Origin of the sequence: Spirilliplanes yamanashiensis, assembly GCF_016863475.1 — a bacterium.
In the GTDB taxonomy this organism is placed as follows: Bacteria; Actinomycetota; Actinomycetes; order Mycobacteriales; family Micromonosporaceae; genus Spirilliplanes; species Spirilliplanes yamanashiensis.
On sequence record NZ_BOOY01000028.1, the window covers coordinates 153,625 to 178,587 of the forward strand.

The 24,963-nt window shown below is 73.9% G+C and carries 24 protein-coding genes and 3 pseudogenes; 12 read left to right on the top strand and 15 right to left on the bottom strand.

The window, feature by feature from the left end; all coding sequences use genetic code 11:
• Positions 1-99: 99 nt before the first annotated feature.
• Positions 100-708 (bottom strand): hemerythrin domain-containing protein, encoded by a 609-nt coding sequence (locus Sya03_RS19800; protein ID WP_203939820.1) that lies wholly within the window; start codon positions 706-708, stop codon positions 100-102.
• 119 nt (positions 709-827) lie between these two features.
• On the opposite strand from Sya03_RS19800, the gene Sya03_RS19805 reads away from it, so the two are divergent.
• Both Sya03_RS19805 and Sya03_RS19810 read left to right on the top strand, forming a co-directional pair.
• Positions 828-2,138, top strand: a complete 1,311-nt coding sequence (locus Sya03_RS19805) for a M20/M25/M40 family metallo-hydrolase (RefSeq protein ID WP_203939821.1) — start codon at positions 828-830, stop codon at positions 2,136-2,138.
• 34 nt (positions 2,139-2,172) lie between these two features.
• Positions 2,173-2,838, top strand: coding sequence for a hypothetical protein (locus Sya03_RS19810; RefSeq protein WP_203939822.1), 666 nt, complete (start codon positions 2,173-2,175; stop codon positions 2,836-2,838).
• 204 nt (positions 2,839-3,042) lie between these two features.
• Here the strand turns inward: Sya03_RS19810 and Sya03_RS19815 are convergent, their stop codons facing one another.
• From Sya03_RS19815 to Sya03_RS19835, 5 genes are all read right to left on the bottom strand, one after another.
• Positions 3,043-3,234, bottom strand: coding sequence for a DUF5703 family protein (locus Sya03_RS19815; protein ID WP_203939823.1), 192 nt, complete (start codon positions 3,232-3,234; stop codon positions 3,043-3,045).
• Positions 3,235-3,239: 5 nt separating this feature from the next.
• Positions 3,240-4,310, bottom strand: a complete 1,071-nt coding sequence (locus tag Sya03_RS19820) for a hypothetical protein (RefSeq protein ID WP_203939824.1) — start codon at positions 4,308-4,310, stop codon at positions 3,240-3,242.
• 79 nt (positions 4,311-4,389) lie between these two features.
• A complete protein-coding gene (locus tag Sya03_RS19825; protein ID WP_203939825.1) occupies positions 4,390-5,040 on the bottom strand; it encodes a response regulator in 651 nt (216 codons plus the stop codon).
• Positions 5,037-6,248, bottom strand: a complete 1,212-nt coding sequence (locus Sya03_RS19830; RefSeq protein ID WP_203939826.1) for a sensor histidine kinase — start codon at positions 6,246-6,248, stop codon at positions 5,037-5,039. The genes Sya03_RS19825 and Sya03_RS19830 overlap by 4 nt, the downstream gene beginning before the upstream one ends.
• On the bottom strand, positions 6,248-7,219 hold the full coding sequence (locus tag Sya03_RS19835) for an aldo/keto reductase (protein WP_203939827.1): 972 nt from the start codon (positions 7,217-7,219) through the stop codon (positions 6,248-6,250). The genes Sya03_RS19830 and Sya03_RS19835 overlap by 1 nt, the downstream gene beginning before the upstream one ends.
• A gap of 128 nt (positions 7,220-7,347) precedes the next feature.
• Between Sya03_RS19835 and Sya03_RS19840 the strand changes: the two genes are divergently transcribed.
• From Sya03_RS19840 to Sya03_RS19865, 6 genes are all read left to right on the top strand, one after another.
• Positions 7,348-8,400 (top strand): LLM class F420-dependent oxidoreductase, encoded by a 1,053-nt coding sequence (locus tag Sya03_RS19840; protein ID WP_203939828.1) that lies wholly within the window; start codon positions 7,348-7,350, stop codon positions 8,398-8,400.
• 20 nt (positions 8,401-8,420) lie between these two features.
• Entirely contained in the window at positions 8,421-9,107 is a 687-nt protein-coding gene (locus Sya03_RS19845) for a histidine phosphatase family protein (RefSeq protein WP_203939829.1), read from the top strand.
• Positions 9,108-9,211: 104 nt separating this feature from the next.
• On the top strand, positions 9,212-9,820 hold the full coding sequence (locus Sya03_RS19850; protein WP_203939830.1) for a DUF3090 domain-containing protein: 609 nt from the start codon (positions 9,212-9,214) through the stop codon (positions 9,818-9,820).
• Complete coding sequence (locus Sya03_RS19855) at positions 9,817-10,623, top strand: SCO1664 family protein (RefSeq protein ID WP_203939831.1); 807 nt, start codon at positions 9,817-9,819, stop codon at positions 10,621-10,623. Before Sya03_RS19850 ends, Sya03_RS19855 begins: the two co-directional genes overlap by 4 nt.
• A 54-nt stretch (positions 10,624-10,677) precedes the next feature.
• Entirely contained in the window at positions 10,678-11,916 is a 1,239-nt protein-coding gene (gene mshC / locus Sya03_RS19860; protein WP_203939832.1) for a cysteine--1-D-myo-inosityl 2-amino-2-deoxy-alpha-D-glucopyranoside ligase, read from the top strand.
• 77 nt (positions 11,917-11,993) lie between these two features.
• Positions 11,994-12,350, top strand: a complete 357-nt coding sequence (locus tag Sya03_RS19865; protein ID WP_203939833.1) for a HEAT repeat domain-containing protein — start codon at positions 11,994-11,996, stop codon at positions 12,348-12,350.
• Here the strand turns inward: Sya03_RS19865 and Sya03_RS19870 are convergent.
• Positions 12,343-13,134, bottom strand: a complete 792-nt coding sequence (locus Sya03_RS19870; protein ID WP_203939834.1) for a GntR family transcriptional regulator — start codon at positions 13,132-13,134, stop codon at positions 12,343-12,345. The genes Sya03_RS19865 and Sya03_RS19870 overlap by 8 nt on opposite strands.
• Before the next feature lie 105 nt (positions 13,135-13,239).
• Positions 13,240-14,133 (bottom strand): TetR/AcrR family transcriptional regulator C-terminal domain-containing protein, encoded by an 894-nt coding sequence (locus Sya03_RS19875; protein WP_203939835.1) that lies wholly within the window; start codon positions 14,131-14,133, stop codon positions 13,240-13,242.
• A gap of 142 nt (positions 14,134-14,275) precedes the next feature.
• Here Sya03_RS19875 and Sya03_RS19880 point away from each other — a divergent pair.
• From Sya03_RS19880 to Sya03_RS19890, 3 genes and pseudogenes are all read left to right on the top strand, one after another.
• Positions 14,276-14,948: pseudogene (locus tag Sya03_RS19880) on the top strand (ABC transporter ATP-binding protein).
• Between the two features lie 150 nt (positions 14,949-15,098).
• Entirely contained in the window at positions 15,099-15,299 is a 201-nt protein-coding gene (locus Sya03_RS19885) for a hypothetical protein (protein ID WP_203939836.1), read from the top strand.
• Entirely contained in the window at positions 15,299-15,625 is a 327-nt protein-coding gene (locus tag Sya03_RS19890) for a hypothetical protein (protein ID WP_203939837.1), read from the top strand. The genes Sya03_RS19885 and Sya03_RS19890 overlap by 1 nt, the downstream gene beginning before the upstream one ends.
• A gap of 10 nt (positions 15,626-15,635) precedes the next feature.
• Here Sya03_RS19890 and Sya03_RS19895 read toward each other — a convergent pair whose 3' ends face one another.
• Complete coding sequence (locus tag Sya03_RS19895) at positions 15,636-16,505, bottom strand: PAC2 family protein (RefSeq protein ID WP_203939838.1); 870 nt, start codon at positions 16,503-16,505, stop codon at positions 15,636-15,638.
• A 105-nt stretch (positions 16,506-16,610) separates the two neighbouring features.
• On the opposite strand from Sya03_RS19895, the gene metH reads away from it, so the two are divergent.
• Positions 16,611-20,132 carry a methionine synthase gene (metH, locus tag Sya03_RS19900; RefSeq protein ID WP_203939839.1) on the top strand — a complete coding sequence of 1,174 codons (3,522 nt, stop codon included), beginning with the start codon at positions 16,611-16,613 and terminating at the stop codon, positions 20,130-20,132.
• 92 nt (positions 20,133-20,224) lie between these two features.
• Here metH and Sya03_RS31995 read toward each other — a convergent pair.
• From Sya03_RS31995 to Sya03_RS19925, 6 genes and pseudogenes are all read right to left on the bottom strand, one after another.
• A pseudogene (locus Sya03_RS31995) lies at positions 20,225-20,311 on the bottom strand (tyrosine-type recombinase/integrase); the annotation flags it as partial.
• Positions 20,312-20,690: 379 nt separating this feature from the next.
• On the bottom strand, positions 20,691-21,191 hold the full coding sequence (locus tag Sya03_RS19905) for a universal stress protein (RefSeq protein WP_203939840.1): 501 nt from the start codon (positions 21,189-21,191) through the stop codon (positions 20,691-20,693).
• 93 nt (positions 21,192-21,284) lie between these two features.
• Positions 21,285-22,694 (bottom strand): GAF domain-containing protein, encoded by a 1,410-nt coding sequence (locus Sya03_RS19910; protein WP_203939841.1) that lies wholly within the window; start codon positions 22,692-22,694, stop codon positions 21,285-21,287.
• 880 nt (positions 22,695-23,574) lie between these two features.
• Positions 23,575-23,907: a hypothetical protein gene (locus Sya03_RS19915; protein WP_203939842.1), complete on the bottom strand. Its 333-nt coding sequence runs from the start codon at positions 23,905-23,907 to the stop codon at positions 23,575-23,577.
• Between the two features lie 129 nt (positions 23,908-24,036).
• Complete coding sequence (locus Sya03_RS19920; protein ID WP_203939843.1) at positions 24,037-24,606, bottom strand: hypothetical protein; 570 nt, start codon at positions 24,604-24,606, stop codon at positions 24,037-24,039.
• Positions 24,607-24,658: 52 nt separating this feature from the next.
• Positions 24,659-24,829 (bottom strand): annotated as a pseudogene (locus Sya03_RS19925) (IS110 family transposase); the annotation flags it as partial.
• Positions 24,830-24,963 lie beyond the last annotated feature (134 nt).

A 24,963-nucleotide genomic window follows, 5' to 3' on the forward strand; every position in this document is an offset into this window, starting at 1 on the left:
CATCCGTTCGTGACGAACCGGTTAATCAAATGGACAAGTCTCGCCAATAAGTAAGGAACTACGAGACGAAAGTCCACGATGCCCGGTGCGCGCGGAACCTCAGAGCTTGTCCGTGTACGTGACCCGCCGGGTCAGCGCGTCGCGCATCTTGTCCCAGACCCCCATCGCCGGATCGACCACCTTGTTCCACGGCGGGGTCGACGGCGTCGCCGGGTGCGGCCGGGTCGGGGCCGCCTCCTCCGCCGTCTCGAACCGGTTGCCGAGCCGGATGAGGTCGTCCGCCGGCGCCAGCTGCAGCAGCAGCGGCAGCAGCTCCTCGCCGGCCGCCTCGGCGTGCCGGCGCACCTGCGTGCACAGCGTCGCCGCGACCGCGCGCAGCTCGTCGCCGCCCGCCGTCTGCAGCTCGCGCAGCGTCACCATCAGGGCGTCGTCCTCGGCCAGCTCCCGGTCGGCCAGCTGCGGGCCGTTCGGCACCGTCACCCGGATCGCCGGGTAGAGGTACTGCTCCTCGGCCGACAGGTGCCGGGCCAGGCTCGCCACCACCACCTGCGCCAGCCGGCGGCGGCGCGCCTCCGGCACCGTGTCGTCCAGCAGGTCCGCGCACAGGGCCAGCAGGTCCCGGTGCTCGCCCGCGACGACGTCGACGACGTTGCGGCCCGACGGGGTCTCGGGCCCGAACGGCGGCAGCGGGGGCAGGGGTACGGACATGCGGGCGCTCCTCGGCTGGTCGTCCTGTTCGGACCCCGACCGGGCTACCCGCGGCGCCCGCCGGTGAAACGCGGGCCCGCGCCGCCCGCGCCCGCCGGACCTGCTGGTATGAAGGGCGGATGGAACCCGGGACTGCGGAGAGCGAGGTCGTCGACCTGTGCCGCGACCTGCTGCGCATCGACACCTCGAACACCGGCGACACCACCACCAGCGCCGGCGAGCGCGATGCCGCGGAGTACGTCGCCGCGAAGCTGGCCGAGGTGGGCGTCCAGGGTGAGATCTACGAGTCCGCGCACCGCCGGGCCAGCTACGTCGCCCGCATCCCCGGCGCCGACCCGGCCCGCGGCGCCCTGCTCGTGCACGGCCACCTCGACGTGGTGCCCGCCGACGCCTCCGAGTGGTCGGTGCCGCCGTTCGCCGGCGAGATCAAGGACGGCTACCTGTGGGGCCGCGGCGCCATCGACATGAAGGACTTCGACGCGATGGTGCTGGCCGTGGTGCGCCAGTGGCAGCGCACCGGGGTCGTGCCGCCGCGCGACATCGTCCTCGCGTTCACCGCCGACGAGGAGGCGGGCAGCGAGTACGGCGCCCACCACCTGGTGCGCGAGCACCGCGACCTGCTGGCCGACTGCACCGAGGCGGTCGGCGAGGTCGGCGGCTTCTCCTACACGGTCAGCGACGACCTGCGGCTCTACCTCATCGAGACCGCCGAGAAGGGCATCGACTGGCTGCGCCTGCACGCCCGCGGCCGGCCCGGCCACGGCTCGTTCGTGCACGACGACAACGCGGTCACCGCCCTGTCCGAGGCGGTCGCCCGGGTCGGCCGGCACCGCTTCCCGCTGGTCGTCACGCCCACCGTGCGGGCGTTCCTCGACCAGGTGTCCGAGGCGCTCGGCATCGAGCTCGACCCGGACGACCCGGAGCTGGCCATCGCCAAGCTCGGCCCCATCGCCAACCTCATCGGCGCGACCGTGCGCAACACCGCCAACCCGACCGGGCTGACCGCCGGCTACAAGCACAACGTCATCCCCGGCCGGGCCTCGGCCACCATCGACTGCCGGCTGCTGCCCGGCCAGGAGCGCGTGTTCCTCGACCAGCTGCGCGAGGTCATCGGCCCCGACATCGACATCGAGCACGTCACCCAGCAGCCGCCCCTGGAGACCGGCTTCGACGGCCCGCTGGTCGACGCGATGGCCGCCGCCCTGCGCGCCGAGGACCCGGGCGCCCGGGCCGTGCCGTACATGCTGTCGGGCGGCACCGACGCCAAGGCGTGGGACCACCTCGGCATCCGCTGCTTCGGCTTCGCGCCGCTGCGGCTGCCCGCCGACCTGAACTTCTCGGCGCTGTTCCACGGCATCGACGAGCGCGTCCCGGTCGACGGTCTACAGTTCGGCGTGCGTGTGCTCGACCGGTTCCTCCGGCAGAGCTGACCCCCGACCGTCCGTCCGAAGGGATTCCCTCACCATGTCCGACCGCAACGCGGAGCTGGCCGCCGCACTCGACAGGGTCGTCGAGGCCGCCCGCGGCCACCTCGCCGCCGTGCAGTCCGCCCAGGGCCGCATCGACGACGACGGGGTGTGGCAGGCGTACGTCGCCCTGAACAACGCCTCCTTCGCGTACGACGAGCTGCTGCTCGACGCGTACGGCGAGGTCACCCCGTGGGACGTCGAGGCGATCGACCCCGACGAGGCCGACCGCGCGTTCGGGTCCGACGTGGCGACGGGCGAGGAGCCCGCCGACCCGCACCCGCAGGTCATCTCGGTGCGCCAGCGCCGCGACTACCGGGTGCCGAGCACCGCCGCCCTGCTGCGGGTCGCCGAGACCGCCCGCCGCGCCGCCGTGCCGGACGACGCCGAGATCGAGCCGGTCGAGAGCGTCGGCGAGGCGGTGCTGGAGCTGCTGCAGTCCGGCGACGGCTCGCTCGCCGCCCTCGACGTGCCGGAGCTGGAGCCGCTCGACGGCGTCGTGACGGTCAGCGAGGTCGCCGTCCCGCTCGACCTGGAGGCGTTCGCCGACGACGACGCGGCCGGCCCGTTCACGCCCGCCGAGCAGGACGTGCTGGTCGGGCGGCTCGACGAGCACCCGTACACCGGCGAGGACGACCACGAGGGCCACGACCACGCCCACTAGGCGGGTCGGCCGTTCGGCCGGTGTGCACAGCCGCACAGCCTGTGCGCCACCCCCGCTCGCGGGCGGCGCACAGTAGGAGTCAGAAGCCGGTCGGGTCCGAGAGGTGCCGATCCCCAGGCCCGGCTGTTGCGCACCACCGACCTCGGCGGTCCCTCCCGGAAGCGGGGAGGGACCGCCGACTCGGGCCGGTGGCCCGGCGGGGGCTCAGTAGGAGAGACCCGGCTGCGACTGGTTCTGCAGCCGCCGGCGCAGCACCACCTGCCGCGACCCGTCGGGGTACAGCCGCACCCGGGCCAGCTCCCAGCCGGAGAACTCCGCCTGGATCGCCAATTGCGCCGCGGCGGTCAACCGGTCGACATTCGAGGGCAACCGCAGCGGCGCGTATTCGTAGTCCATGTGCCCTATCGTGCGCCCGCCACCTGCGCTCGCACCACCCCCGCGCCGCACGTCGCACACCCGCCGCGGCGGCGCAGGTGGTACGCCAGCGCGGCCGCGCCGAGGGCCACCCCCCACACCGGCCAGAGCAGCATGGGCGCCGACGCGGCGCTGATCCCGCCGCCGACCATGCCGAGGAAACCGTCGGTGCTGAGCAGCCCGACCGAGGCCGACGTGACGAGCACCGCGACCAGCCCCGCCGGCACCGTCGCCAGCCGCACCGGCACCCGCCGGCCCGCGAGGCCGGGCAGCCACCGCGGGAACACCTCGCCCCAGCGCTGCGTCAGCCCCAGCGTCAGCACGGCCCCGGCCAGCGCGAACGCCCCCAGGCCCGCGCCCGCCCACACCAGGCCGCTGGCCCGCATCTCGCGCAGGAACTCCGCCGGGATGCCCAGCGGGACGCCCGCCGCCCAGGCCAGCCGGGTGACGGCGTACAGGGCGGGGATGACCGCGGCGACCGCGACCGCCCACCGGCCCCAGCGGGCGGCGGCGGCCGGCGTCGTCCAGCCGCGCTCCGGGTGGCGCCGCCCGCACGCCACGCACGCCCCGGCGGCGGCGCGGCCCCGCAGCAGCGCCGCCCGGGCCAGCAGCACCCCGCCGGCGACGCCGGCCACCTGCGCCGCGGCGGCCCCGGTGAAGATCTCGCCGTAGTCGACGGGCGGGTACCCGAACGGCGCGCCGACGACGAGGACCGGCAGGTACCCGGCGAGGGTCAGCAGCCGCGCGTCGGGCACCACCACCAGCAGCGCGGCGGCCACCGCCCAGGCGTACCCGAGCGCGGCGGGGAGCACCCCGCGGCCCGGCGCCGCCCGGGCGGCCAGCACCAGCGCGGCGGCCGCGGCGAGCAGCAGCACGGCGGCGGACAGCGGGGCGCCCACGGCCGGGTCCACGGCGCGCAGCGGGCTGCTCGCGTTGTGCGGGTCGCCCGTCCCGAACGGGAAGCCGCGGCCGGCGGCGGTCCAGGCGAGGGCGACGGCGCCGGAGCCGCCGGCCCAGGCGGCCGCGGCGAGGGCGGCGGAACGTGCGGATGTCGTCATGCCTCCACGCTGGCCGCCGCGCGGCCGCGGGGGCTCCCGAGCGCGGGTGGACCGGCTCCCCCGCGCGGGGGAGCGGCGGTCAGCCCGGCGGGACGAACCCCGACCGGTACGCGGCGATGACCGCCTGGGTGCGGTCGCGCACCCCGAGCTTGGCCAGCACGTTGCCGACGTGCGTCTTCACCGTCTCGACGCCCAGCACCAGCTCGGCGGCGATCTCCGCGTTGGACAGCCCGGCCGCCATCAGCCGCAGCACCCCGGCCTCCCGCTCGGTCAGCGGCGCGCCGGGCAGCCCCGCCGCGCCGCCGTACGCGGCCGTCAGCCGCCGGATCGCCGCCGGGAACAGCAGCGAGTCGCCGCGCGCGACCAGCCGCACCGCGTCGACGATCTGCGCCGGCCGGGCCCGCTTGAGCAGGAACCCGCTCGCGCCGGCCCGCAGCGCCGCGTACACGTGCTCGTCGTTCTCGAACGTCGTCACGACCAGCACCCGCGGCGGGTCGTCGACGCGGGTCAGCACCAGCCGGGTGGCCTGGATGCCGTCGAGGGCCGGCATCCGCACGTCCATCAGCACCACGTCGGGGCGCAGCCGGGTGACGGCGGGCAGCACCGCGGCGCCGTCGGCGGCCTCGCCCACGACCTCCAGGTCGGCCTCGGCGCCGAGCACGGCGCGCAGGCCCACCCGGACCAGCTCGTCGTCGTCGGCGATGAGCACCCGCACCGGCGTCGCGGTCATCCGGCCCCCCTTCCCAGCGGCAGCGTCGCGGTGACGTGCCAGGCGCCGTCCCGCGGGCCGGCGGCCAGCTCGCCGCCGAGCAGGCGGACCCGCTCGCGCATGCCGGCGATCCCGCGCCCGCCCGTGCGGTCGCCGCCGGCCGGCCCGCCGAGGGGATTGTCCACGGCGATGCGCAGCGTCCCGGCGTCCGTCCCCACGGTCAGCGTGACCGGGCCGGCGCCGCCGTGCCGGGCGGCGTTGGTCAGGCCCTCCTGGACGATGCGGTAACCCTCGCGGGACACCGCGGCGGGCAGCTCGCCCAGCGCCCCGGTGGCGCGGACCCGCAGGTCGACGCCGCTGGTGCGCATGTCGGCGCAGAGCCGGCCGAGGTCGGCCAGCGTCGGCTGGGGCCGGGCGGCCCCGGCGCCGGGGGAGTCGCGCAGCACGCCGAGCACGTGGTCGAGGTCGTCGACGGCGGCGCGGCCGACCTCCTCGATCGCCGCGAGGGCGCGCCGGGCGAACGCCGGGTCGGTGTCGAACACGGCCTGCGCGGCGGCGGCCTGCAGCGTCGTCGCGGTCAGCGCGTGGCCGACCGAGTCGTGCAGCTCCCGGGCGAGCCGGTTGCGCTCGGCCAGGGCCCGCTCCCGGGCCTCGACGGCGGCGATCCGCTCGGCCGGCGACGGCCCCAGCAGCACCGGCGCCATGACGGCGGCCAGCGCGCCCAGCCCGGCGGTGGCGTACACGGTGGCCACCAGCAGCGCCAGCCCGCCGAGGGTCCACAGCCACCGGTCGGCGGTGCGCAGCGCGTCCGGGACGATCCCGCCGGGGTCGGCCAGCGCGATCAGGGCCATCGGCACGGCGGTCAGCAGCGCCGCGCCGACCACCCCGCCGACGGCCAGGTGCACGGCGAACCACAGTGCGCCGCGCAGCCGGGTCTCCAGCGGGAGCCGGCCCGGCGGGGTGTCCGGCAGGTCCACGCCGAGCAGCTGCCGGGCGGCGGCGAGCTCCAGCTCCCGGGTGCCGCCGAGGAACGGCGGCACGGCCGCGAGGGCCACCGCCGCCGCCGCGACGAGCAGGCCGCCCGCGCGGCCGCCGCCGGGCCCGGTCAGGACCTGCCACAGCAGGGCGCCGAGCAGCGCGTACGGCAGCAGGATCACCGCGCCGAGCAGCAGGTGCACGGCGCGCCGGTAGGTGCTGGCCCGCACGAGAGGCGCCAGCGCTGCGCGCATCAGCCGTCGCGCTCCGGGTAGCCGACGTCGATCGCGGACACGTCGTCGAGCGCGACCGTGATCTCGGCGGGCAGGGTCAGGTCCTCGCTGGCCAGGGCGCCCTGCAGCTGACCGGCGGTGCGCGCGCCGAGGATGGGCGCGGCCACGCCCGGCCGGTCGCGGATCCAGGCCAGGGCCACCTCCAGCGGCGACACCCCGAGCCCGGACGCGGCGGTGACGACGGCCTCGACGATCGACGAGCTGCGCGGCTCCAGGTACGGCTGGACGAACGGCGCGAAGTGCGGCGACGCGGCCCGGCTGTCGGCGGGCCGGCCGTTGCGGTACTTGCCGGTGAGCACCCCCCGGCCGAGCGGCGACCACGGCAGCACGCCCAGGCCCAGCGCCGCGCAGGCCGGCAGCACCTCGCGCTCGACGCCGCGTTCCAGCAGCGAGTACTCCACCTGGGCGGCGACGATCGGGGCCCGGCCCGGCCAGGCGGCCTGCCAGGCGGCGGCGCGGGCGGTCTGCCAGCCGGCGAAGTTCGACACGCCCGCGTAGCGGGCCCGGCCGCTGCTGACCGCGTGGTCGAGCGCGGCCAGGGTCTCCTCCAGCGGGGTCAGCTCGTCGTAGCCGTGCACCTGCCACAGGTCGACGTGGTCGGTGCCCAGCCGGCGCAGCGACGCGTCGAGGGTGCGCAGCAGGTGCCCGCGGGAGCCGTCGCGCCGGCGGGCGGTGCCGGGGCGCAGGCCGGCCTTGGTGGCGATGAGCAGCTCGTCGCGCGGCACGAGGCCGTCGAGCAGCGAGCCGATGACCGCCTCGGCGTCGCCGTCGCCGTACACGTCGGCGGTGTCGACCAGCGTGCCGCCCGCCTCGAGGAAGAACTTGAGCTGGGCGGCGGCGTCGTCGGGCTCGGTGTCCCGTCCCCAGGTCATGGTGCCGAGGGCAAGCCGGGAGACCGCCAGCCCGCTTCGGCCGAGCGGTCGCTGTTGCATGGCATGAACCCTATTCATCCTGCGCTCGCGGCGACATCCTCAGGACCGGCGCGCCGCACCGACCGCTCGTCGGGAACCGGACGTATCTCCCGTTCCGCACCTGGTTACCGGCGGGTAGGGTGTGGGGCATGCGGCTCGGACTCAGCCTCGGCTACCAGACGGCGACCACGACACCGGCGGCGCACCTCGCCCTGGCCCGGGAGGCCGAGCAGCTCGGCTACGCGGTGGTGTGGGCCGCCGAGGCGTACGGCTCGGACGCCCCGACCATCCTCGCCTGGATCGCCGGCCAGACCGAGCGCATCGACGTCGGCGCCGCCGTCATGCAGATCCCCGCGCGCACCCCGGCCGCCACCGCGATGACCGCGGCCACCCTCGACACCATCTCCGGCGGCCGGTTCCGGCTCGGCCTCGGGGTGTCCGGCCCCCAGGTGTCCGAGGGCTGGCACGGGGTGCGCTTCGGCAAGCCCCTGGCCCGCACCCGCGAGTACGTCGACATCGTGCGCCTCGCCCTGGCCCGCAAGCCCGTCGCCTACTCCGGCGAGCACTGGACGCTGCCGCTGCCCGGCGGCCCCGGCAAGGCGCTGCGGCTGGGCTTCCACCCGCCCCGCGCCGACATCCCCGTCTACCTGGCCGCCGTCGGCCCGAAGAACCTGGAGCTGGCCGGCGAGATCGCCGACGGCTGGCTCGCGGTGTTCCACTCGCCCGAGCACGCCGCCGAGCCGCTCGGCCACATCGCCGCCGGCCGGGCCCGCCGCGGCCTGACCATGGCCGGCTTCGACGTGGTGCCCAGCGTGCCCGTGGCGATCGGGCCCGACGTGGCGGCCGCCGCCGACGTGATCCGCCCGTACGCCGCCCTGTACGTCGGCGGCATGGGCAGCCGCGAGCAGAACTTCTACAACGCCCTGGCCGTGCGGATGGGCTACGCCGACGCCGCCCGCCGCGTGCAGGACCTCTACCTCGACCGCCAGCTGCGCGACGCCGCCGCGGCCGTCCCGCAGGAGTTCATCGAGGCCACCTCGCTCGTCGGCCCCGCCGACCGCCTCGCCGACCGGCTCGTCGCCTACGCCGAGTCCGGCGTCACCACCCTGTCGGTCACCCCGTTCGTCGCCGACGTCGAGTCCGGGCTGCGCACGCTGCGGGAGCTGGCCGGCGCCCTGGACAAGTCGGGGGTCGGCGGCTGACGGCCTTGTAGGCTGACGCGGTGCCGACCGTCCTGCTGCTGCGCCACGGCCGCACCACCGCCAACGCCGGCGGCATCCTCGCCGGCCGCCTGCCCGTCGAGCTCGACGACGTCGGCCGGGCCCAGGCGGCGGCGGTCGGCGAACGGCTGCGCCCGCTCCCGCTGGCGGCCGTGGTCACCAGCCCGCTCGTCCGCTGCCGGCAGACCGTCGGGCTCGCCCTGCCCGAGGCGTCGCCCGCCGTCGAGGACGACCTCACCGAGTGCGGGTACGGCTCCTGGGAGGGCCGCACGCTGTCCGAGCTGACCGGTGATCCACTCTGGCCGGTCGTCCAGCAGCACCCCAGCGCGGCCGTCTTCCCCGGCGGCGAGGCGATGGCGGCCATGTCGGCCCGCGCGGTCGGCGCGGTGCGCGCCTGGGACGCGAAGGTCGCCGCCGAGCACGGCCCGGACGCCCTGTGGGTGGCGTGCAGCCACGGCGACATCATCAAGGCGATCGTCGCCGATGCGCTCGGCATCCACCTCGACGGCTTCCAGCGCATCGTCGCCGACCCGGCGTCGGTGACCGCGATCCGCTACACGGCGACCCGGCCGTTCGTGCTCCGGGTCAACGACACGGGGTCGCTCGCCGGGCTGGCGCCGCAGCCGCGCCCGGCCGCGGACCGGGACGAGTCGGACGCCGCCGTCGGCGGCGGCGCGGGCGCGGCGTAACGTATTTATCACCGTGCGTGGCCGAGGCGGCGCGCGCGTTCGCGGCGGGCGGAATCCGCTCGGCAGGCTGCGCGCGTGCGCGCGCGGGCGGATAGGGTCGTGTCATGACCCACCAGGTGTACGCGTTCGAGCCGCCGGAGCGGTTCGTCGCCGGGACCGTGGGGGAGCCGGGCGACCGCACGTTCTTCCTGCAGGCCCGCGGTGGCGGCCGGGTGATCAGTGTGTCGCTGGAGAAGGTCCAGGTGTCGCTGCTCGCCGAGAAGCTCGAGGAGCTGCTGAGCGAGGCCAGCCGCCGCTTCGGCGTCGCCCTGCCCGACGCGGCGCCCCCGGCCGGCAGCGACAACGAGCCGCTCGAGGCGCCCGTCGACGAGGAGTTCCGCGTCGGCACGCTGGGGCTGGCGTTCGACGTCGACACGGCCACCGTCGTCATCGAGGCGATCGCCGCCGGCGACGCCGAGGTCGAGCTGGTCACCGACGACGACGATGACGAGCCCGGCGACGACCTCGACGACGATGACGACGCCGAGGACGACGACGAGCCCGACGACGACCTCGACCGGCTGCGGGTGCGGCTCACCCCCGAGGCCACCCGCGCCTTCATCGACCGGGCCCGCCGTGTCGTCGCCGCCGGCCGCCCGCCGTGCCCGCTGTGCGGCCAGCCGCTCGACCCGGCCGGCCACCTCTGCCCCCGGCACAACGGCTACCACCGGTGACGGACACGACCCTGGTCGAATCCGACGCCGTCGCGCTGCTCACCCACGGCTCCCTGGAGCTCGAGGGGCGGCTGCTCGATGCCTCCAACACCACGCTGCGCGCCGTGATCACCCACGAGGGGGTCACGGCCCGCTGCGTCTACAAGCCCGTGCAGGGCGAACGCCCGCTGTGGGACTTCCCCGACGGCACCCTGGCCGGCCGGGAGGTCTCCGCCTACCTGGTCTCCCGGGCCACCGGCTGGGGGCTCGTGCCGCCCACCGTCCTGCGCGACGGCCCGCTCGGCCCGGGCGCCTGCCAGCTGTGGATCGACGAGGACGAGACCGCCGAGGCGCCGGTCGCGTTCGTGCCGGCGTACGACGTGCCCGAGGGCTGGTTCCCGGTCGCCGCCGCCCGCGACGACGAGGGCGACGCCTACTCCCTCGTGCACGCCGACGACCCGCGGCTGGCCCGGCTCGCCGTGCTCGACGCGGTCATCAACAACGCCGACCGCAAGGGCGGCCACGTGCTCGTCGGCGCCGGCGACCGCCTCTACGGCGTCGACCACGGCGTGTGCTTCCACACCGAGGACAAGCTGCGCACGGTCCTGTGGGGCTGGACCGGCAAGCCGCTGCCCGGCTGGTCGCGCCCCGTCCTCGCCGCGCTGGCCACCGACCTCGGCGGCGCGCTCGGCGACGCCCTGGCCGACCACCTGACCCTGACCGAGATCCGCCAGATCGGCCGCCGCGTCGCCCGCCTGCAGCGCTCCGGCCGGTTCCCGGAACCCCCCGCCGGCTGGCCCGCGATGCCCTGGCCGCCGATCTGACGCGTGCCGACGGTCACCGGCGGGTTGTCACATCCGCTGGCTAGGGTGGTGACCATGGAACCGTGGACCGGGCACGACGTGCCGACCCTGCCCGGGCAGGGCACCCCTCCCGCGCTGTACGACTCGGCGCGCCAGGCCGTGCACCGCACCCGCCCCCGCGAGGCCGCCACCATGTACGTCTGCGGCATCACGCCGTACGACGCCACCCACCTCGGCCACGCCGCCACCATGATCACCTTCGACCTGGTGAACCGCCTGTGGCGCGACGCCGGCCACGACGTGCGCTACGTGCAGAACGTCACCGACATCGACGACCCGCTGCTGGAGCGCGCCACCCGCGACGGCGAGGACTGGATGGTCCTCGGCATGCGCGAGACCGCCCTGTTCCGCGAGGACATGGAGGCGCTGCGGCTCGTCCCGCCCGCCCACTACGTCGGCGCGGTCGAGTCCATCCCGGCCATCGCCGCGGCCGTGCGCCGCCTGCTCGACGCCGGGGCGGCGTACCGCCTCGACGACGGCACCGGCGACGTCTACTTCACGATCGCCGAGGCCGCCCGCTTCGGCTACGAGTCGAACCTGACGCGCGCCGAGATGATCCCCATCGCGGCGGAGCGCGGTGGCGACCCGGAGCGCCCCGGCAAGCGCGACCCGCTCGACCCGCTGCTGTGGCGCGGCGCCCGCGAGGGCGAGCCCGCCTGGGACGGCGGCGACCTCGGCCCGGGCCGCCCCGGCTGGCACATCGAGTGCGCCGTCATCGCGCTCGGCCTGCTCGGCGACACCATCGACGTCCAGGGCGGCGGCAACGACCTGCTGTTCCCGCACCACGAGTGCTCCGCCGCGCACGCCGAGGTCCTCACCGGCGCCGCGCCGTTCGCCGCCCACTACGTGCACGCCGGCATGATCGGCCTCGACGGCGAGAAGATGTCGAAGTCGCGCGGCAACCTGGTGTTCGTGTCCCGCCTGCGCGGCGACGGCGTCGACCCGATGGCCATCCGGCTCGCCCTGCTGTCCGGCCACTACCGCACGGACCGCACCTGGACCGACGACGTGCTCAAGACCGCCGAGGTGCGGCTGGGCCGCTGGCGCGCGGCCGCGGCGGCCCCGGCCGGGCCGTCGGGCGCCGAGCTGCTGGCCCGGGTCCGCGCCCAGCTGGCCGACGACCTCGACACCCCGGGCGCCCTGGCGACCCTGGACGCGTGGGCCGACGCGGCCGCCGACGGCGAGGGCGACGACCGCGACGCCCCGGCCCTGATGGCCCGCACGGCCGACGCCCTGCTCGGCGTCCGCCTCTGAACCCCGTCCCCGGTCCGGCCGGGCCGCCGCGGGAGCGCATCGCGGCGGCCTGTGCCGCGCGCGGCGCCGACGAGGTCGTGCGCAGCTGCGTCGCCCTGATCCGGCACGGCGAGGCCGACCCGGCGCTGGTCGCCGTGCTCGGCGGCCCGCAGGCGCCGCGGTTCCTCGACGCGCCGCCGCGGCACCGGCACTGGCTGCGCGTGTGGGGCGCCCGCGGCCTGCTGTGGGCGCTGCCGCCCGACCCGCCGCCGGCCGCCGTGGCCGCCGTCGTGGCGGCCCTGGACGACGACAGCTGGCGGGTGCGGGAGATGGCGGCGAAGGTGGTCGCGCGGCACCGGCTCGACCCGGCGCTGCGCGCGGTCGAACGGCTCCAGCACGACCCGGTGCCGCGGGTGCGCGCCGCGGCGGCGCGGGCGCTGCGGATGCTCAGCTGACCGCCAGGCCGGGGCTCGAGTCCGGCTCCGGCGCGGGCGCCGGGATGCGGTACTCCTCGGTCAGCGTGGTGACGGGGCCGGGCCAGGTGGCCTGCGCGACCTCGATCGGCTTGCGGTTGTCGTCGAACGCCACGTGCAGCAGGTGCAGCACGGGGGTGTCGGGGCGGATCTGCAGCAGCACCGCCTCCTCCCGGCTGGGCTGACGGGCGCTGATCGTGTCGGTGGCGTGGGCGTAGCGCCGGCCCAGCACCTCCTCGGCCTCCTGGTACAGCGGGCGGCCGAACGCCTCGGCGCGGGCCAGCGAGGTGCCGGCGGCGCCCTCCGGGCGGAACCAGGACGCGCCCACCTCGACGGGGGCGTCGTCGGTGCGCACCACGTACCGGCGCACCAGCAGGCTGGTGCCGTCCTTGACGCCGAACGCGTCGGCGACCTCGGCGGGGGCCGGGGCGAGGCCGACCTCGTCGAGGTGCTGGCGGTACCGGGCGGCCAGGTCGCTGTGGTAGCCGCGGTGCACGCCGTAGCGGCCGCGGGACAGCCGGTTGAGGCGGCGCCGGGTGCCGCGCACGTACGTGCCGGAGCCCGGCTTGGTGATGAGCACGCCCTCGACGCGCAGCTGGTCGACGGTGCGCTGGACGGTCTGCTTGGCGACGCCGAACATCTCGGCCATGGCCGGGATGCTGGGCAGGCGCTCGCCCGGCTGCCAGTCGCCGCGGCGGATCTTCTCGCGCAGCAGGCCGGCGATCTGCCGGTGCGGGAACTCGGCGGCTCCGGGGTTGACGGTCACGCGGCACCTCCAGGCAGACAGGCAGCTAGGTTCCTAGGATGGCCTACGCGGTGTGACCCACCGTGCCGACACGCCGGACGACGCGTGACGCGCCGGGACGCCGCGTCAGTCCAGCAGGGGAGCGAGGCCGTCGAGGAGCCGCTGGAGCCCGAACTCGAACAGCGTGTCGAGGCTGAAGTCCGCCGACCCGGGGGCGCCGACGTACGCCGACATGTGCGGGAACCGGCCGGTGGACAGCACCGACTGCAGGACGTGCATGCGCTCGCGCAGCCACTGGTCGTCGGTCAGGCCGGTGTCCTGCTCCGCCTGCGCCTCCGTCTCCAGGTTCACCGCCGTGCCGCGGACGTGGTTGGCGAGCGTGACCGCCGCCGTGAACGCCCCGGCGGGGCCCAGCCCGGCCAGCGCCCGCATCGTCCACTCGGTGTGGGCCATCGCGTGCGGGGCGAGCACCGGGCGGGTGAACGACATCGACTGCGCCAGCCAGGGCCGCCGCCGGTACAGCGCCCACTGCAGCCTGGCGATGGCCTCGGCCTGGGCACGCCAGCCGGCGGGCGGCGGGTCGGGCGGCGGGTTCTCGGCCATCACCGCGTCCATCATGAGCAGCAGCAGCTCGTCCTTGTCGGTGACGTGGCGGTACACGCTCATCGTGGCGACGCCCAGCTCGGCGGCCAGCCGGCGCATGGTGAGCCCGCCGAGGCCCTCGCGGTCGGCGACGGCGACGGCGGTGCGCACAACCCGGTCGGCGGCGAGCGCGGGGTCGGGGCGCCGGGGCGGGCGGGCCCGGTCGGCCACCACGGTGCCGATGCCGGGGACGGGGCGCACCAGGCCGTCGGCGCGCAGGGCGGCGAGCGCCTTGCTGGCGGTGGCCATGGCGACGCCGTACTCGGCGGTGATCTGGCGGGTGGACGGCACCCGGTCGCCCGCACGCAGGTCGCCGTCGGCGATGCGGCGGGCGATGCGGGCGGCGATGCGGGCGTACGGCGGTTCCGCCAGGTCCATCCCGGCACCCCCTCTGCACAAGTGCCGCCAGGCTAGCCGACCTAGTGCACCGGTGGTGATGGCACCCCTGCGACGCAGGCAGAGCCCTGAATACGGTGTACGCATAACTTCGACATACGCCGCACGGACCCCGGGCCTGCCGATGGTGCACGGATCGACCGTCGTCGCGCTGGACGACGTGAGCGTCGCCCTGGCCGCGGGCACCTTCACCGCCGTGACGGGGCCGTCCGGCTCCGGCAGGACCACGCTGCTGCACTGCGCCGCCGGGCTGGTGGCGCCCACCGCCGGGCGGGTGTTCGCCGGCGGCACCGAGCTGACCGGGCGCACCGAGCGCGAGCGCACCGTGCTGCGCCGCGACCGGGTGGGCTTCGTGTTCCAGGACCTCAACCTGCCGCCGTCGCGGACCGTGCGGCAGAACGTCCGGGACCGGTGCGACGCCGTGCTCGCCCGGGTGGGGCTGGCCGGGCTGGCCGGGCTGGCCGACCGGCTGCCGGGGGAGCTGTCCGGCGGGCAGCGCCAGCGCGCCGCGATCGCCCGGGCGCTGGTGACCGGCCCGGCCGTGGTGTTCGCCGACGAGCCCACCGGCGCGCTGGACCTGGCGAGCGCGTCCGCCGTCCTGGCGCTGCTGCGCGAGGCGGTGCGCGACTTCGGCCGCACCCGTCGTCATGGTCACCCACGACCCGGTGGCCGCCGCCGCGGCCGACGCGGTGCTGTTCCTCGCCGACGGCCGGATCGTCGGCGAGCTGGCCGCGCCCACCGCCGACGCGGTCGCCGAGCGCCTCGCCCACCTCGCCGACCGGGTGGTGGCCGCGTGATCGCGGTCGCCCTGGCCACGCTGCGCCACCGCGCCGGCGCGTTCCTCGCCACGTTCCTGTCGGCCGTGCTCGGCGCGACGCTGCTGACGGCGCGCCGCCGAGCTGGAGCTGCTGCGCAGCGCCGGGGCGACCCCGCGGCAGGTGCGCCGGATGGTCGTCGCCGAGGCGGCCGCGGTCGGGCTCGCGGGCGCCGCGGCGGCGGTGCTGCCGGGGCTGCTGCTCGGCCGGGGGCTGTTCCGGCTGCTGCGCGCCACCGCGGCGGCGCTGGACCGGCCGCTGCGCCGCGGCGTCGCCGGCGAGCTGGCGCTGGTGCGGCTGCGGGCCCGGCCGTCGCCGTCGGCGGGGCCCTGATGCCGGTGGTGCTGTTCACCGGCGTCACCACCGGCACGGTGGTCATGCAGGCCGTCGAGGACGCGGCGGCCCGCGCGCAGGTGCTGCGGACGGTCGCCGTGGAGGCGCTCGCCGTCGCCGGGGCCGGGGTGGTGGCCGGCACGGCCGCGTCGCTGGTCACGATCCTGCCGTTCGGATACGCCCGGACGGGTGAACCCTGGCCGTCCGTCGCGCTGTGGCCGGGGGCGGCGGTCGCGGCGGCCGCGGTGGCGCTGACCCTCGCCGCGTGCCTCGGCGCGGCCCGCCGGGCCCTGGCCGGACCGGCCGTCGACGCGGTGCGCGCCTGAGCCGGGCCGGCTACCAGGAGCCGGCGGTGGGCCCCGCGGAGCCGCCGCGGCGGCGCAGGTACTTCTCGAACTCGCTGGCGATCTCGTCGCCGGTCAGCGGCTGGATGCCCTCGTCGCCGACGCGTTCCTCCAGCTCACGGACGTACTCGCCGAGCTCGGCGTCCTGCTCGGCGGCGGTGCGGACCCGCTGCTCCCACTCGGCGGCCTCCTCGGCGAGGTCGGCCATCGGGACGGGCAGGTCGAGGACCTCCTCGACCCGGTGCAGCAGGGCGAGCGTCGCCTTCGGGCAGGGCGGGTTGTTCGCGTAGTGGGGGACGTGCACCCAGAACGACAGCGCGTCGACCTCGGCGCGGGTGGCCGCGTCCTGCAGCACGCCGACGATGCCGGTGGGCCCGTCGTACCTCGTGGGGGTGACCCGGTACTTCGCGGTCAGCTCCTTGTCGGACGCCGAGCCGCTGATCGGCAGCGGTCGCGTGTACGGCACGTCGGCCAGCAGCGCGCCGAGCAGCACCACCCGGGTGACCTCCAGGCTGTGGCACACCTCCAGGACCTGCTCGCAGAACGTGCGCCAGCGCATGCTGGGCTCGATGCCGCGGATCAGCACGACGTCGCGTTCGACGCCGGGCGGGCTGGCCACCAGGAACTTGGTGGTCGGCCACTCGATCTGCCGCGTCTCGCCCTCGGCCATGGTGATGGAGGGGCGGCTGACCTGGAAGTCGTAGAAGTCCTCCGGGTCGATCGCGGTGATCTCCCGCGCCTGCCACACCTGTTCCAGGTGCTCGACGGCAGCCGTCGAGGCGTCGGCGGCGTCGTTCCAGCCCTCGAAGGCCGCGATCGCCACCGGAGATCTCAGCAGGGGAAGCCCGTCGAACTCGGTCACGGCGCCAGCCTACGTGGCCCGGGCGGCGACGGCCCGTCGGCCGCGCCGTCCCACCCGGAGGGTGTGCGGTTCGGCATGCGCGGCGGGGCCGACTAACCTGGGACGGTGCAGACCGACTTCCTCGCCGCGCTCACCGACCGTGTCCTCATCGCCGACGGCGCCATGGGCACGATGCTGCAGGCCGCCGACCTCAGTGTCGACGAGGACTTCCAGGGCCTCGAGGGGTGCAACGAGATCCTCAACGTGACCCGGCCCGAGGTGGTCCGCGGGGTCCACGAGGCGTACCTGGCGGCCGGCGCCGACTGTGTCGAGACCAACACCTTCGGCGCCAACCTCGGCAATCTCGGCGACTACGACATCGAGCACCGCATCCGCGAGCTGTCGCAGGCCGGCGCCGCGATCGCCCGCGAGGCGTGCGACGCGCACGCCACGGCCGACAAGCCGCGGTACGTGCTCGGCTCCGTCGGCCCGGGCACCAAGCTGCCGACCCTCGGCCACACCAAGTACGCCACCCTGCGCGACGCCTACCACGAGAACGTGGCCGGCCTGGTGCTCGGCGGCGCCGACGCGATCATCGTCGAGACCTGCCAGGACCTGCTGCAGCAGAAGGCCGCCATCGTCGGCGCGCACCGGGCCATGGCCGAGGTCGGCCGCACGGTCCCGATCATCGCGCACGTCACCGTCGAGACCACCGGCACGATGCTGCTGGGCAGCGAGATCGGCGCCGCCCTGACCGCGCTGGAGCCGCTGGGCATCGACCTCATCGGACTCAACTGCGCCACCGGCCCGGCCGAGATGACCGAGCACCTGCGCTACCTCGCCCAGCACGCCCGGGTGCCGCTGTCGGTCATGCCGAACGCGGGCCTGCCGGTGCTGACCTCCGACGGCGCGTACTACCCGCTGACCGCGCCCGAGCTGGCCGACGCGCTGGAGCGCTTCGTCGGCGACTACGGCCTCAACCTCGTCGGCGGCTGCTGCGGCACCACGCCCGAGCACATCGCCGCCGTCGCGCAGCGCCTCGCCGGCGCCGCGCCGGTGCCGCGCACCCCGCGACGCGAGCCGGGCACCTCGTCGGTCTACCACCACGTGCCGATGCGCCAGGACGCCGGCGTGCTGATGGTCGGCGAGCGCACCAACGCCAACGGCTCCAAGGCGTTCCGCGAGCCGATGCTCGCCGGCGACTGGCAGGCGTGCGTCGAGATCGCCCGCAGCCAGGCCCGCGACGGCTCGCACCTGCTCGACCTGTGCGTCGACTACGTCGGCCGCGACGGCACCCAGGACATGCGCGAGCTGGCCGGCCGGTTCGCCACCGCGTCCACCCTGCCGATCATGCTGGACTCCACCGAGCCGCAGGTCGTCGAGGCCGGCCTGGAGATGCTGGGCGGCCGGTGCATCGTCAACTCGGTCAACTACGAGGACGGCGACGGCCCGAACTCCCGCTACGCGCGGGTCATGCCGATCATCAAGGAGCACGGCGCCGCCGTCGTCGCCCTCACCATCGACGAGCAGGGCCAGGCCCGCGACGCCGACTGGAAGGTGCGCGTCGCGTCGCGCCTCATCGACGACCTGACCGGCACCTGGGGCATGGAGCTGGGCGACATCCTCGTCGACTGCCTGACGTTCCCCATCGCCACCGGCCAGGAGGAGACCCGCCGCGACGGCATCGAGACCATCGAGGCGATCCGGCGCATCAGCGAGCTGTACCCGGGCGTCAACTTCACCCTGGGCATCTCCAACATCTCGTTCGGCCTCAACCCGGCCGCCCGCCAGGTGCTCAACTCGGTGTTCCTGCACGAGTGCGTGCAGGCCGGCATGACCAGCGCCATCGTGCACGCCAGCAAGATCCTGCCGATGTCGAAGATCCCCGAGGAGCAGCGCCAGGTCGCCCTCGACATGGTCTACGACCGCCGCCGCGAGGGCTACGACCCGCTGCAGAAGTTCCTGGAGCTGTTCGAGGGCGTCGACGTCACCAGCGCCCGCGCCACCCGCGCGCAGGAGCTGGCCGCGCTGCCGCTCGACGAGCGCCTCAAGCGCCGCATCATCGACGGCGAGCGCAACGGCCTGGAGGCCGACCTGGACTCCGCGCTGGAGACCCGCCCGGCCCTGGCGATCGTCAACGACATCCTGCTCGACGGCATGAAGGTCGTCGGCGAGCTGTTCGGTTCCGGTCAGATGCAGCTGCCGTTCGTGCTGCAGTCCGCCGAGGTGATGAAGACCGCCGTGGCGTACCTGGAACCGCACATGGAGAAGAACGAGGACGAGTCCGGCAAGGGCAAGATCGTGCTCGCCACCGTCAAGGGCGACGTGCACGACATCGGCAAGAACCTCGTCGACATCATCCTGAGCAACAACGGCTACGACGTCGTCAACATCGGCATCAAGCAGCCCATCAACGCGATCATCGAGGCCGCCGAGCAGCACCGGGCCGACGCCATCGGCATGTCCGGCCTGCTCGTCAAGAGCACGGTGATCATGAAGGAGAACCTGCAGGAGATGTCCGACCGCGGGGTCGCCGACAAGTACCCCGTGCTGCTCGGCGGCGCCGCGCTGACCCGCGCCTACGTGGAGGACGACCTGCGCTCCATGTTCGCCGGCGACGTGCACTACGCCCGCGACGCGTTCGAGGGCCTGTCCCTCATGGACCGGGTGATGGCCGCCAAGCGCGGCGGCGCCTCCGTCGTCGACCCGGAGCGCGAGGCCGCCCTGGCCGCCCGCCGGGCCCGCCGGGAGGCCCAGCGCGCCCGCGTCGGCGACACCCTGCCCGACGTCACCGACTCGTCGGTCCGCTCCGACGTCGCGACCGACGCCGACGTGCCAGCCCCGCCGTTCTTCGGCACCCGGGTCGTCAAGGGCATCGCCCTGGCCGAGTACGGCGCCCTGCTCGACGAGCGCGCCACGTTCCTCGGCCAGTGGGGCCTGCGCGGCGCCCGCGGCGGCAGCGGCCCGTCCTACGAGGAGCTGGTGGAGACCGAGGGCCGCCCGCGGCTGCGCCACTGGCTCGACCGCCTCACCGCCGACAAGGTCCTCGAGGCCGCCGTCGTGTACGGCTACTTCCCGGCCTACTCCGAGGGCAACGACCTGGTCGTGCTCGACGAGAACGGCCACAGCGAGCGGGTCCGGTTCTCGTTCCCGCGCCAGCGCCAGGAACGCCGCCTGTGCCTCGCCGACTTCTTCAAGCCGAAGGACTCCGGCGAGCTGGACGTGGTCGCCCTGCAGCTGGTCACGGTCGGCCAGCCGATCAGCGAGTACACGGCCAAGATGTTCGCCCGCGACGAGTACCGCGACTACCTCGAGGTGCACGGCCTGAGCGTGCAGCTGACCGAGGCGCTGGCCGAGTACTGGCACCGCCGGGTCCGCACCGAGCTGACCCTGCCGTCGGGCGCCACGGTCGCCGACTCCGACCCCCGCGACCTGGCCGGCCTGCTGAAGACCGACTACCGGGGCTGCCGGTACGCGCTCGGCTACTCCGCCTGCCCGGACTTGGAGGACCGCACGAAGATCGTCGACCTGCTCGGCGCGGACCGCATCGGCGTGGTGCTGTCGGAGGAGTTCCAGCTCGAACCCGAGCAGTCCACCGACGCGATCATCGTCCACCACCCGGAGGCGTCGTACTTCAACGCCAAGTGACCGACAGACCGCCTCTGACCTGCGGTTCTACCGGCGGAATGGCCCGGAAATACATGATCAGGCCGTCTCCAGGCCGTCACGGGTTCCGGGTCGTCCGCGAAGGCGTCGTCGATGGCGCGGCGGGTTCGGTCCTCGCTGGTCGGCATGAGGTGCGTGAAGACGCGGAGCGTGAATCCGGGGCCGCGTGGCCAAGCGGCCTGCTCCGCAGGCCGTCGCGCCGCCCCGCAGGGCCGGGCCAGAGGCCCGCCCTGACGCCTTAGGACTGCGTCCACGGCGTCACGGTTGCAGCCCGGCGGCAGGCGCGAAGATACGAAGAAGCCCCCGGCCTGCCTCGATTGCGGTAGGTCGGGGGCTTCCGAGTCGCGAGGGTGCAAGTGCTGTTGTCCTCGCCGGACGGGCAGGGCTCCGGGATGGGTGCCGGCGTCATCCCGCCTGCCTGCCCAGCGGGATGGCAGACCGGCACCGCGGACGCAAACGGTAAGGCGTGTCTGCGCCCGCGGTGCCGGCCCGACATGGCGAAGCCCAGGCAGACGGGATAACTCCTCATGGACGCATCGACTACTTTTCGGCAGGGCGCTGAGTGAGTTGTGACTGGTGGCCGGCGGGTATGAGCAGTACCGGGCAGGTAGCGTGCACGGCGATGTCTTGACTGACGGTGCCGAGCAGAAGCGGGGAGCATCGGTTGCCGTCGCTATGGGTGCCGAGGACGATCAGTTCGGCGTGTTGCGCGGCAGCGAGGATGATCGTGGCCGGGTCGCCGTATTGGATGTCGTAGTGCACGGCGGCGGAGGCGTCGAGTTGGTGGACTTGGCGGCGCAGGTCGGCGGCCGCGACTTGGGCGAGGTGATGCCGGGCGGCGAGTTGCCGGCGGCGAGTTGTGCTGCCGACCTGTGCGTCGGGCAACTCGACATCGGCGGTGATGGCGTGCACGACACGTAAGTCGGCGCCGCTGCGGCGGGCGTGTTCGAGGCTCGCGGTCAGGACGGCGTTGTCGTGGGTGCCGGTCCGGTCCACCCCGACCACAACCTGTGCGGTGCGCTGTGCTGCGACGTGGGTCACCGTGACTCACCTCCACCGGCCACGCTGCCCGGTTCCCCGATGTGGGGGCAGAGGCGAAGGCCATGGTGTGAGTGCCGATCGGCCCGCTTTCCGTCAGGATGCGCCGTCGGCCTGTTGAGCTGATCGCGGGGGGTCGTCGGGCGCCGTCCAGGTGGGGTGGAGGGCGAATACGGCGGCGCGGATGTCGTGGATGATCGCGTCGACTTCGTCGATCTGGGTTTGCACCGCGCTGCGGGTAAGCGGGTAGTGGGATCGTGACGCGACGCCCTGCAGTGCCAGTCCGTGGCGGAACAGGCGTTGGATGACGTGGTGGCGCAGGTCTTCGCCGATCCGTTGACGATCGTCGATCAGGTGGCGGCGTTCGGCGTCTGCCCGGACTTCGTTCAGGTGCAGGGCCAGCCCGGCGTGCGCGGCGACCGCGGCGACCAGGTCGAGATCGAGTTGGCCGAACGGTTCGGCATCCGGTGCTCGGGACACCGTCAGTGCGCCGTTGACCCTGTCGTCGACCCCTATGAACGGCACGGCGACGGTTTCGGCGAGCGAGCCGGCCGCGTGGTCGACGCTCGAACGCCGCTCGTTGACCACGATCAGCTGCCGGGCGGTGATCGCGGCGCCGCCGACCGAGTCCGCCAGCGCGATGAGGCTGCCTTGCCGGGAATCATCGTCATTCCCTTCGGTGACGGCCAGGCGTAGCTGTTCTGGGTCGTCGCTGGGCACGCTGATGCTCGCGGCGACCCCGTGCAGGTCTTCTCGGGCGTGGTGGACCAGCTGCCGCAACACCTCGTCGGTGTCGGTACCGGCCAGCAGTTGAGTGCTGACCTCGGCCATCGTGTTCTGCCAGGTGTTCCGTCGCCGGCTCTCCGACAGCAGCATGGCGTTCTCGATAGCCGCGCCCGCTGCTGAGGCCAGCGCTTGCGCGAGTTGTTCGTCGTCCCCGGTGAACTCAGCGCCGTGCTGCTTCTCAGTGAGGTACAGGGTGCCGAATACCCGGCCACCGATCTGGACCGGCACCCCGAGGAATGAGTGCATCGGCGGGTGATGCTCGGGGAACCCGCTCGAGGCAGGGTGGGCGGCGATGTCCGCGAGCCGCAACGCATGCGGATGGTCGACCAGCAGGCCGAGGAGTCCTTCACCCGCGGGCAGGCGGCCAACCGCGGTTACCGTCTTGCTGTCCATGCCGGTATGCACGAATCGCGTCAGGCGGCCCTGGTTGACCACGCCGAGGGCCGCGTACCTTGCGTCGACAAGCTCGCGCGCGGCCTCCACCACGTGCAGCAGCACCGTGTCGAGGCTGCCGGCCTGTGCCACCGCCAGGAACGCACGCAACAGGCCACGTAGTCGGCCCTGTGCCCCTTGTACGTCTCGCACTTGCAGCATCAGTTGTTCAAGGAGTTCGTCAAGCTCCAGGCGGGCGACCTGGGAAAACGTCACATCCCCCACGGGGTTCACACCGCCCGAGACGACGCGGGGGTTGTGCGTGTCATCGATCACGGAGTCGCGCATGACGGTCACCACCCAGCTGCCGGTATCAACGGCGGCGAGTCGCGCTCAGTTTGGCAGGTCACGCACCCGCTGGACGGCCACCGAGACGAAAACAATCCAGCAGTTCACCAGGGTCCGGGGCAACAGGCCCATGCTACCGCCCAAGCACGGGTCGCAACGTTTCAGGGCGACGGCAGGTGAAGATGCCCCTCACACGACGTGAACGAATCTGCGCCGCCCGCAGGTGTGGTGGTCGTACAGCCAAGAAGTACAGCAACTCAGACGACCCCAGTCGGTCCCGACCGGCCGGACGTGACAGCTGACCAGCACGCCCGGCTCTCCTTGACCGCGCTGCCGCGACTCGATCGGTCACGGGTCCTGGTGGTGCCGCCCGGGCGGGGGAGTGGTTTCAAGATCAGGCCGTATCCAGGCCGTGGAAGGTGGACCAGGGAGACCCAACGTCGACCATTGACGGAAGAAGTAGTGCCAGGTCACGCCACTGTTGGTCCGACTTGATCGGCTTCGCCCAGGCGGTGGCGTCCGGGCTGGTCTGATGACGAGTTCGGCGGAGCTACCTTTCCGGAGGGCGCCGAGTGAGCCGAGCCACCGATCTTGCGTGTACGGAGCAAGATGGTGGTCCGCGCGACCGGGGACCGCGCTGCTCTGGCGTACTGATCCTGGCGGTCGTGCCAGGGCTGTCGAGTAAAGGTCCGCCCGTTTCGAGTCCAAGAGAACGCTCAAGATCGTTTGGTGTCAGGCGGGCGGTCGACGGCCCAAGGCATGCCGAGTTCCTGGTATGCCCAATCTCATGGCGACCGTGAAGAGGACATCGACCACAGCGCGCCCGTCGCGTCCAGAACGGCACCCGCGGCGCCAGCTCCTCAGTACTCCCGACTCTCGGTCATATGCCGGTGGGATAGAGCAGGACCCTTTGAGCAAGCACCGCAACCTTGGTTCCGGGGGTAAGGCTCGGCCAGCTGCCCTCCACATCAACGGCCACCAAACCGTCCGCGATGCGTAAGGTCACCAGACCTTCGTGATCTTGTAGTTCGACAACACCGTGCAGCCAGGGACCACCAGGAAGCTCACCTCCCGGAACGTCGAGCGTGACGGTGTCACCCCACGCGTGCGGGCCAGGAACGTCCAGCTCGACATCTACAGACTCGCCGACGCGAGGCAGTTCACCGATCCACACGGCATGAAGCGCTTGGCCGGCAACCGTGGCGTCAACCATGACCGGCGACCCTCGTCCGATCTTGGAAATACGAGCCCACATCCGTCGATGATCTCAGGTCTCTGCCGATCACCAACCGCTCAACGGAGTGTCACCCGCGTCCCGCTACCAGTTTGTCGCCCAGCTTCTTCAAGGCACGACAGCCGAGTCCCTGGTGTCCGGACGCTCCCATTTCGCGCAGTTGGCGTCGTTGCTGGTGCCGATGCTTTGGGTGAGGAGTTGGATCCGAGGTGTCTCGTGGCTGTGGGCGATGGGTGCGGCGCAGTGCTCGCAGGTGTGGGTCTGCGGGCGGATGAGATTGCTCTGTGTCGAGATGGTCCCTGACCCGGCTGGTTGCGGGCAGAGGTAGCCAAGGTGCAGTCGGACCCACGGCGTGCGGGTCAGGGCCGACGACGGCTGGTCCCGTTCGGCGTCGTGGAAAGGTGCCCACCAGTAGTCCACCACGGCTCGCAGGATGGTTCGTCCCCGCTCGGTGGTGTGGTCGAACGCGGATACCCGTGCGGGTGCAGGGTGCCGGCCGGTCTTACTCTCGCCGGAGCACGTTCCCTGTTCTGCGCCGTGCTGCAACGCTGTGGTGCGGCCGGTCCGTTGGCAGATGAAGCAGTCGAGGCTGAGTTCGACGTCGCTCTTCCAGTGCAGGTTATGGAAGGGCGCGTCGCTGAGGGCAAGAACTGCCGTTAATTCGACGGATCGCAGCATGGCTCGATCGTGGCAGGTGTGCCTCGCTTACCTGTGGCCGGTGGATGCCTGGCTAAGGTGGGCGAAGGTCGCGGGCAATGTAGCGCTTGAGGCATCGCATGATCTCGGTCTTGGTCTTGCCTTCGGTGCTGCGGCGGGCGACGTAGTCCTTGGTGGGCTGGTGGCAGCGCATTCTGACCAGGGTGATGCGCCAGAGGGCGCTGTTGGCCTCCCGGTCGCCGCCGCTACTCGGGTCACACCCGACCGTCGAGATCACCCGCCAACATCATCCCCGTGAGAACTTTCTGTAGGGGTTCAAACGGCCCGCTCCGCAGGCCGGTCGGGCCGCCCAGCAGGCCGGGCCTGCGGCCCCCCCCC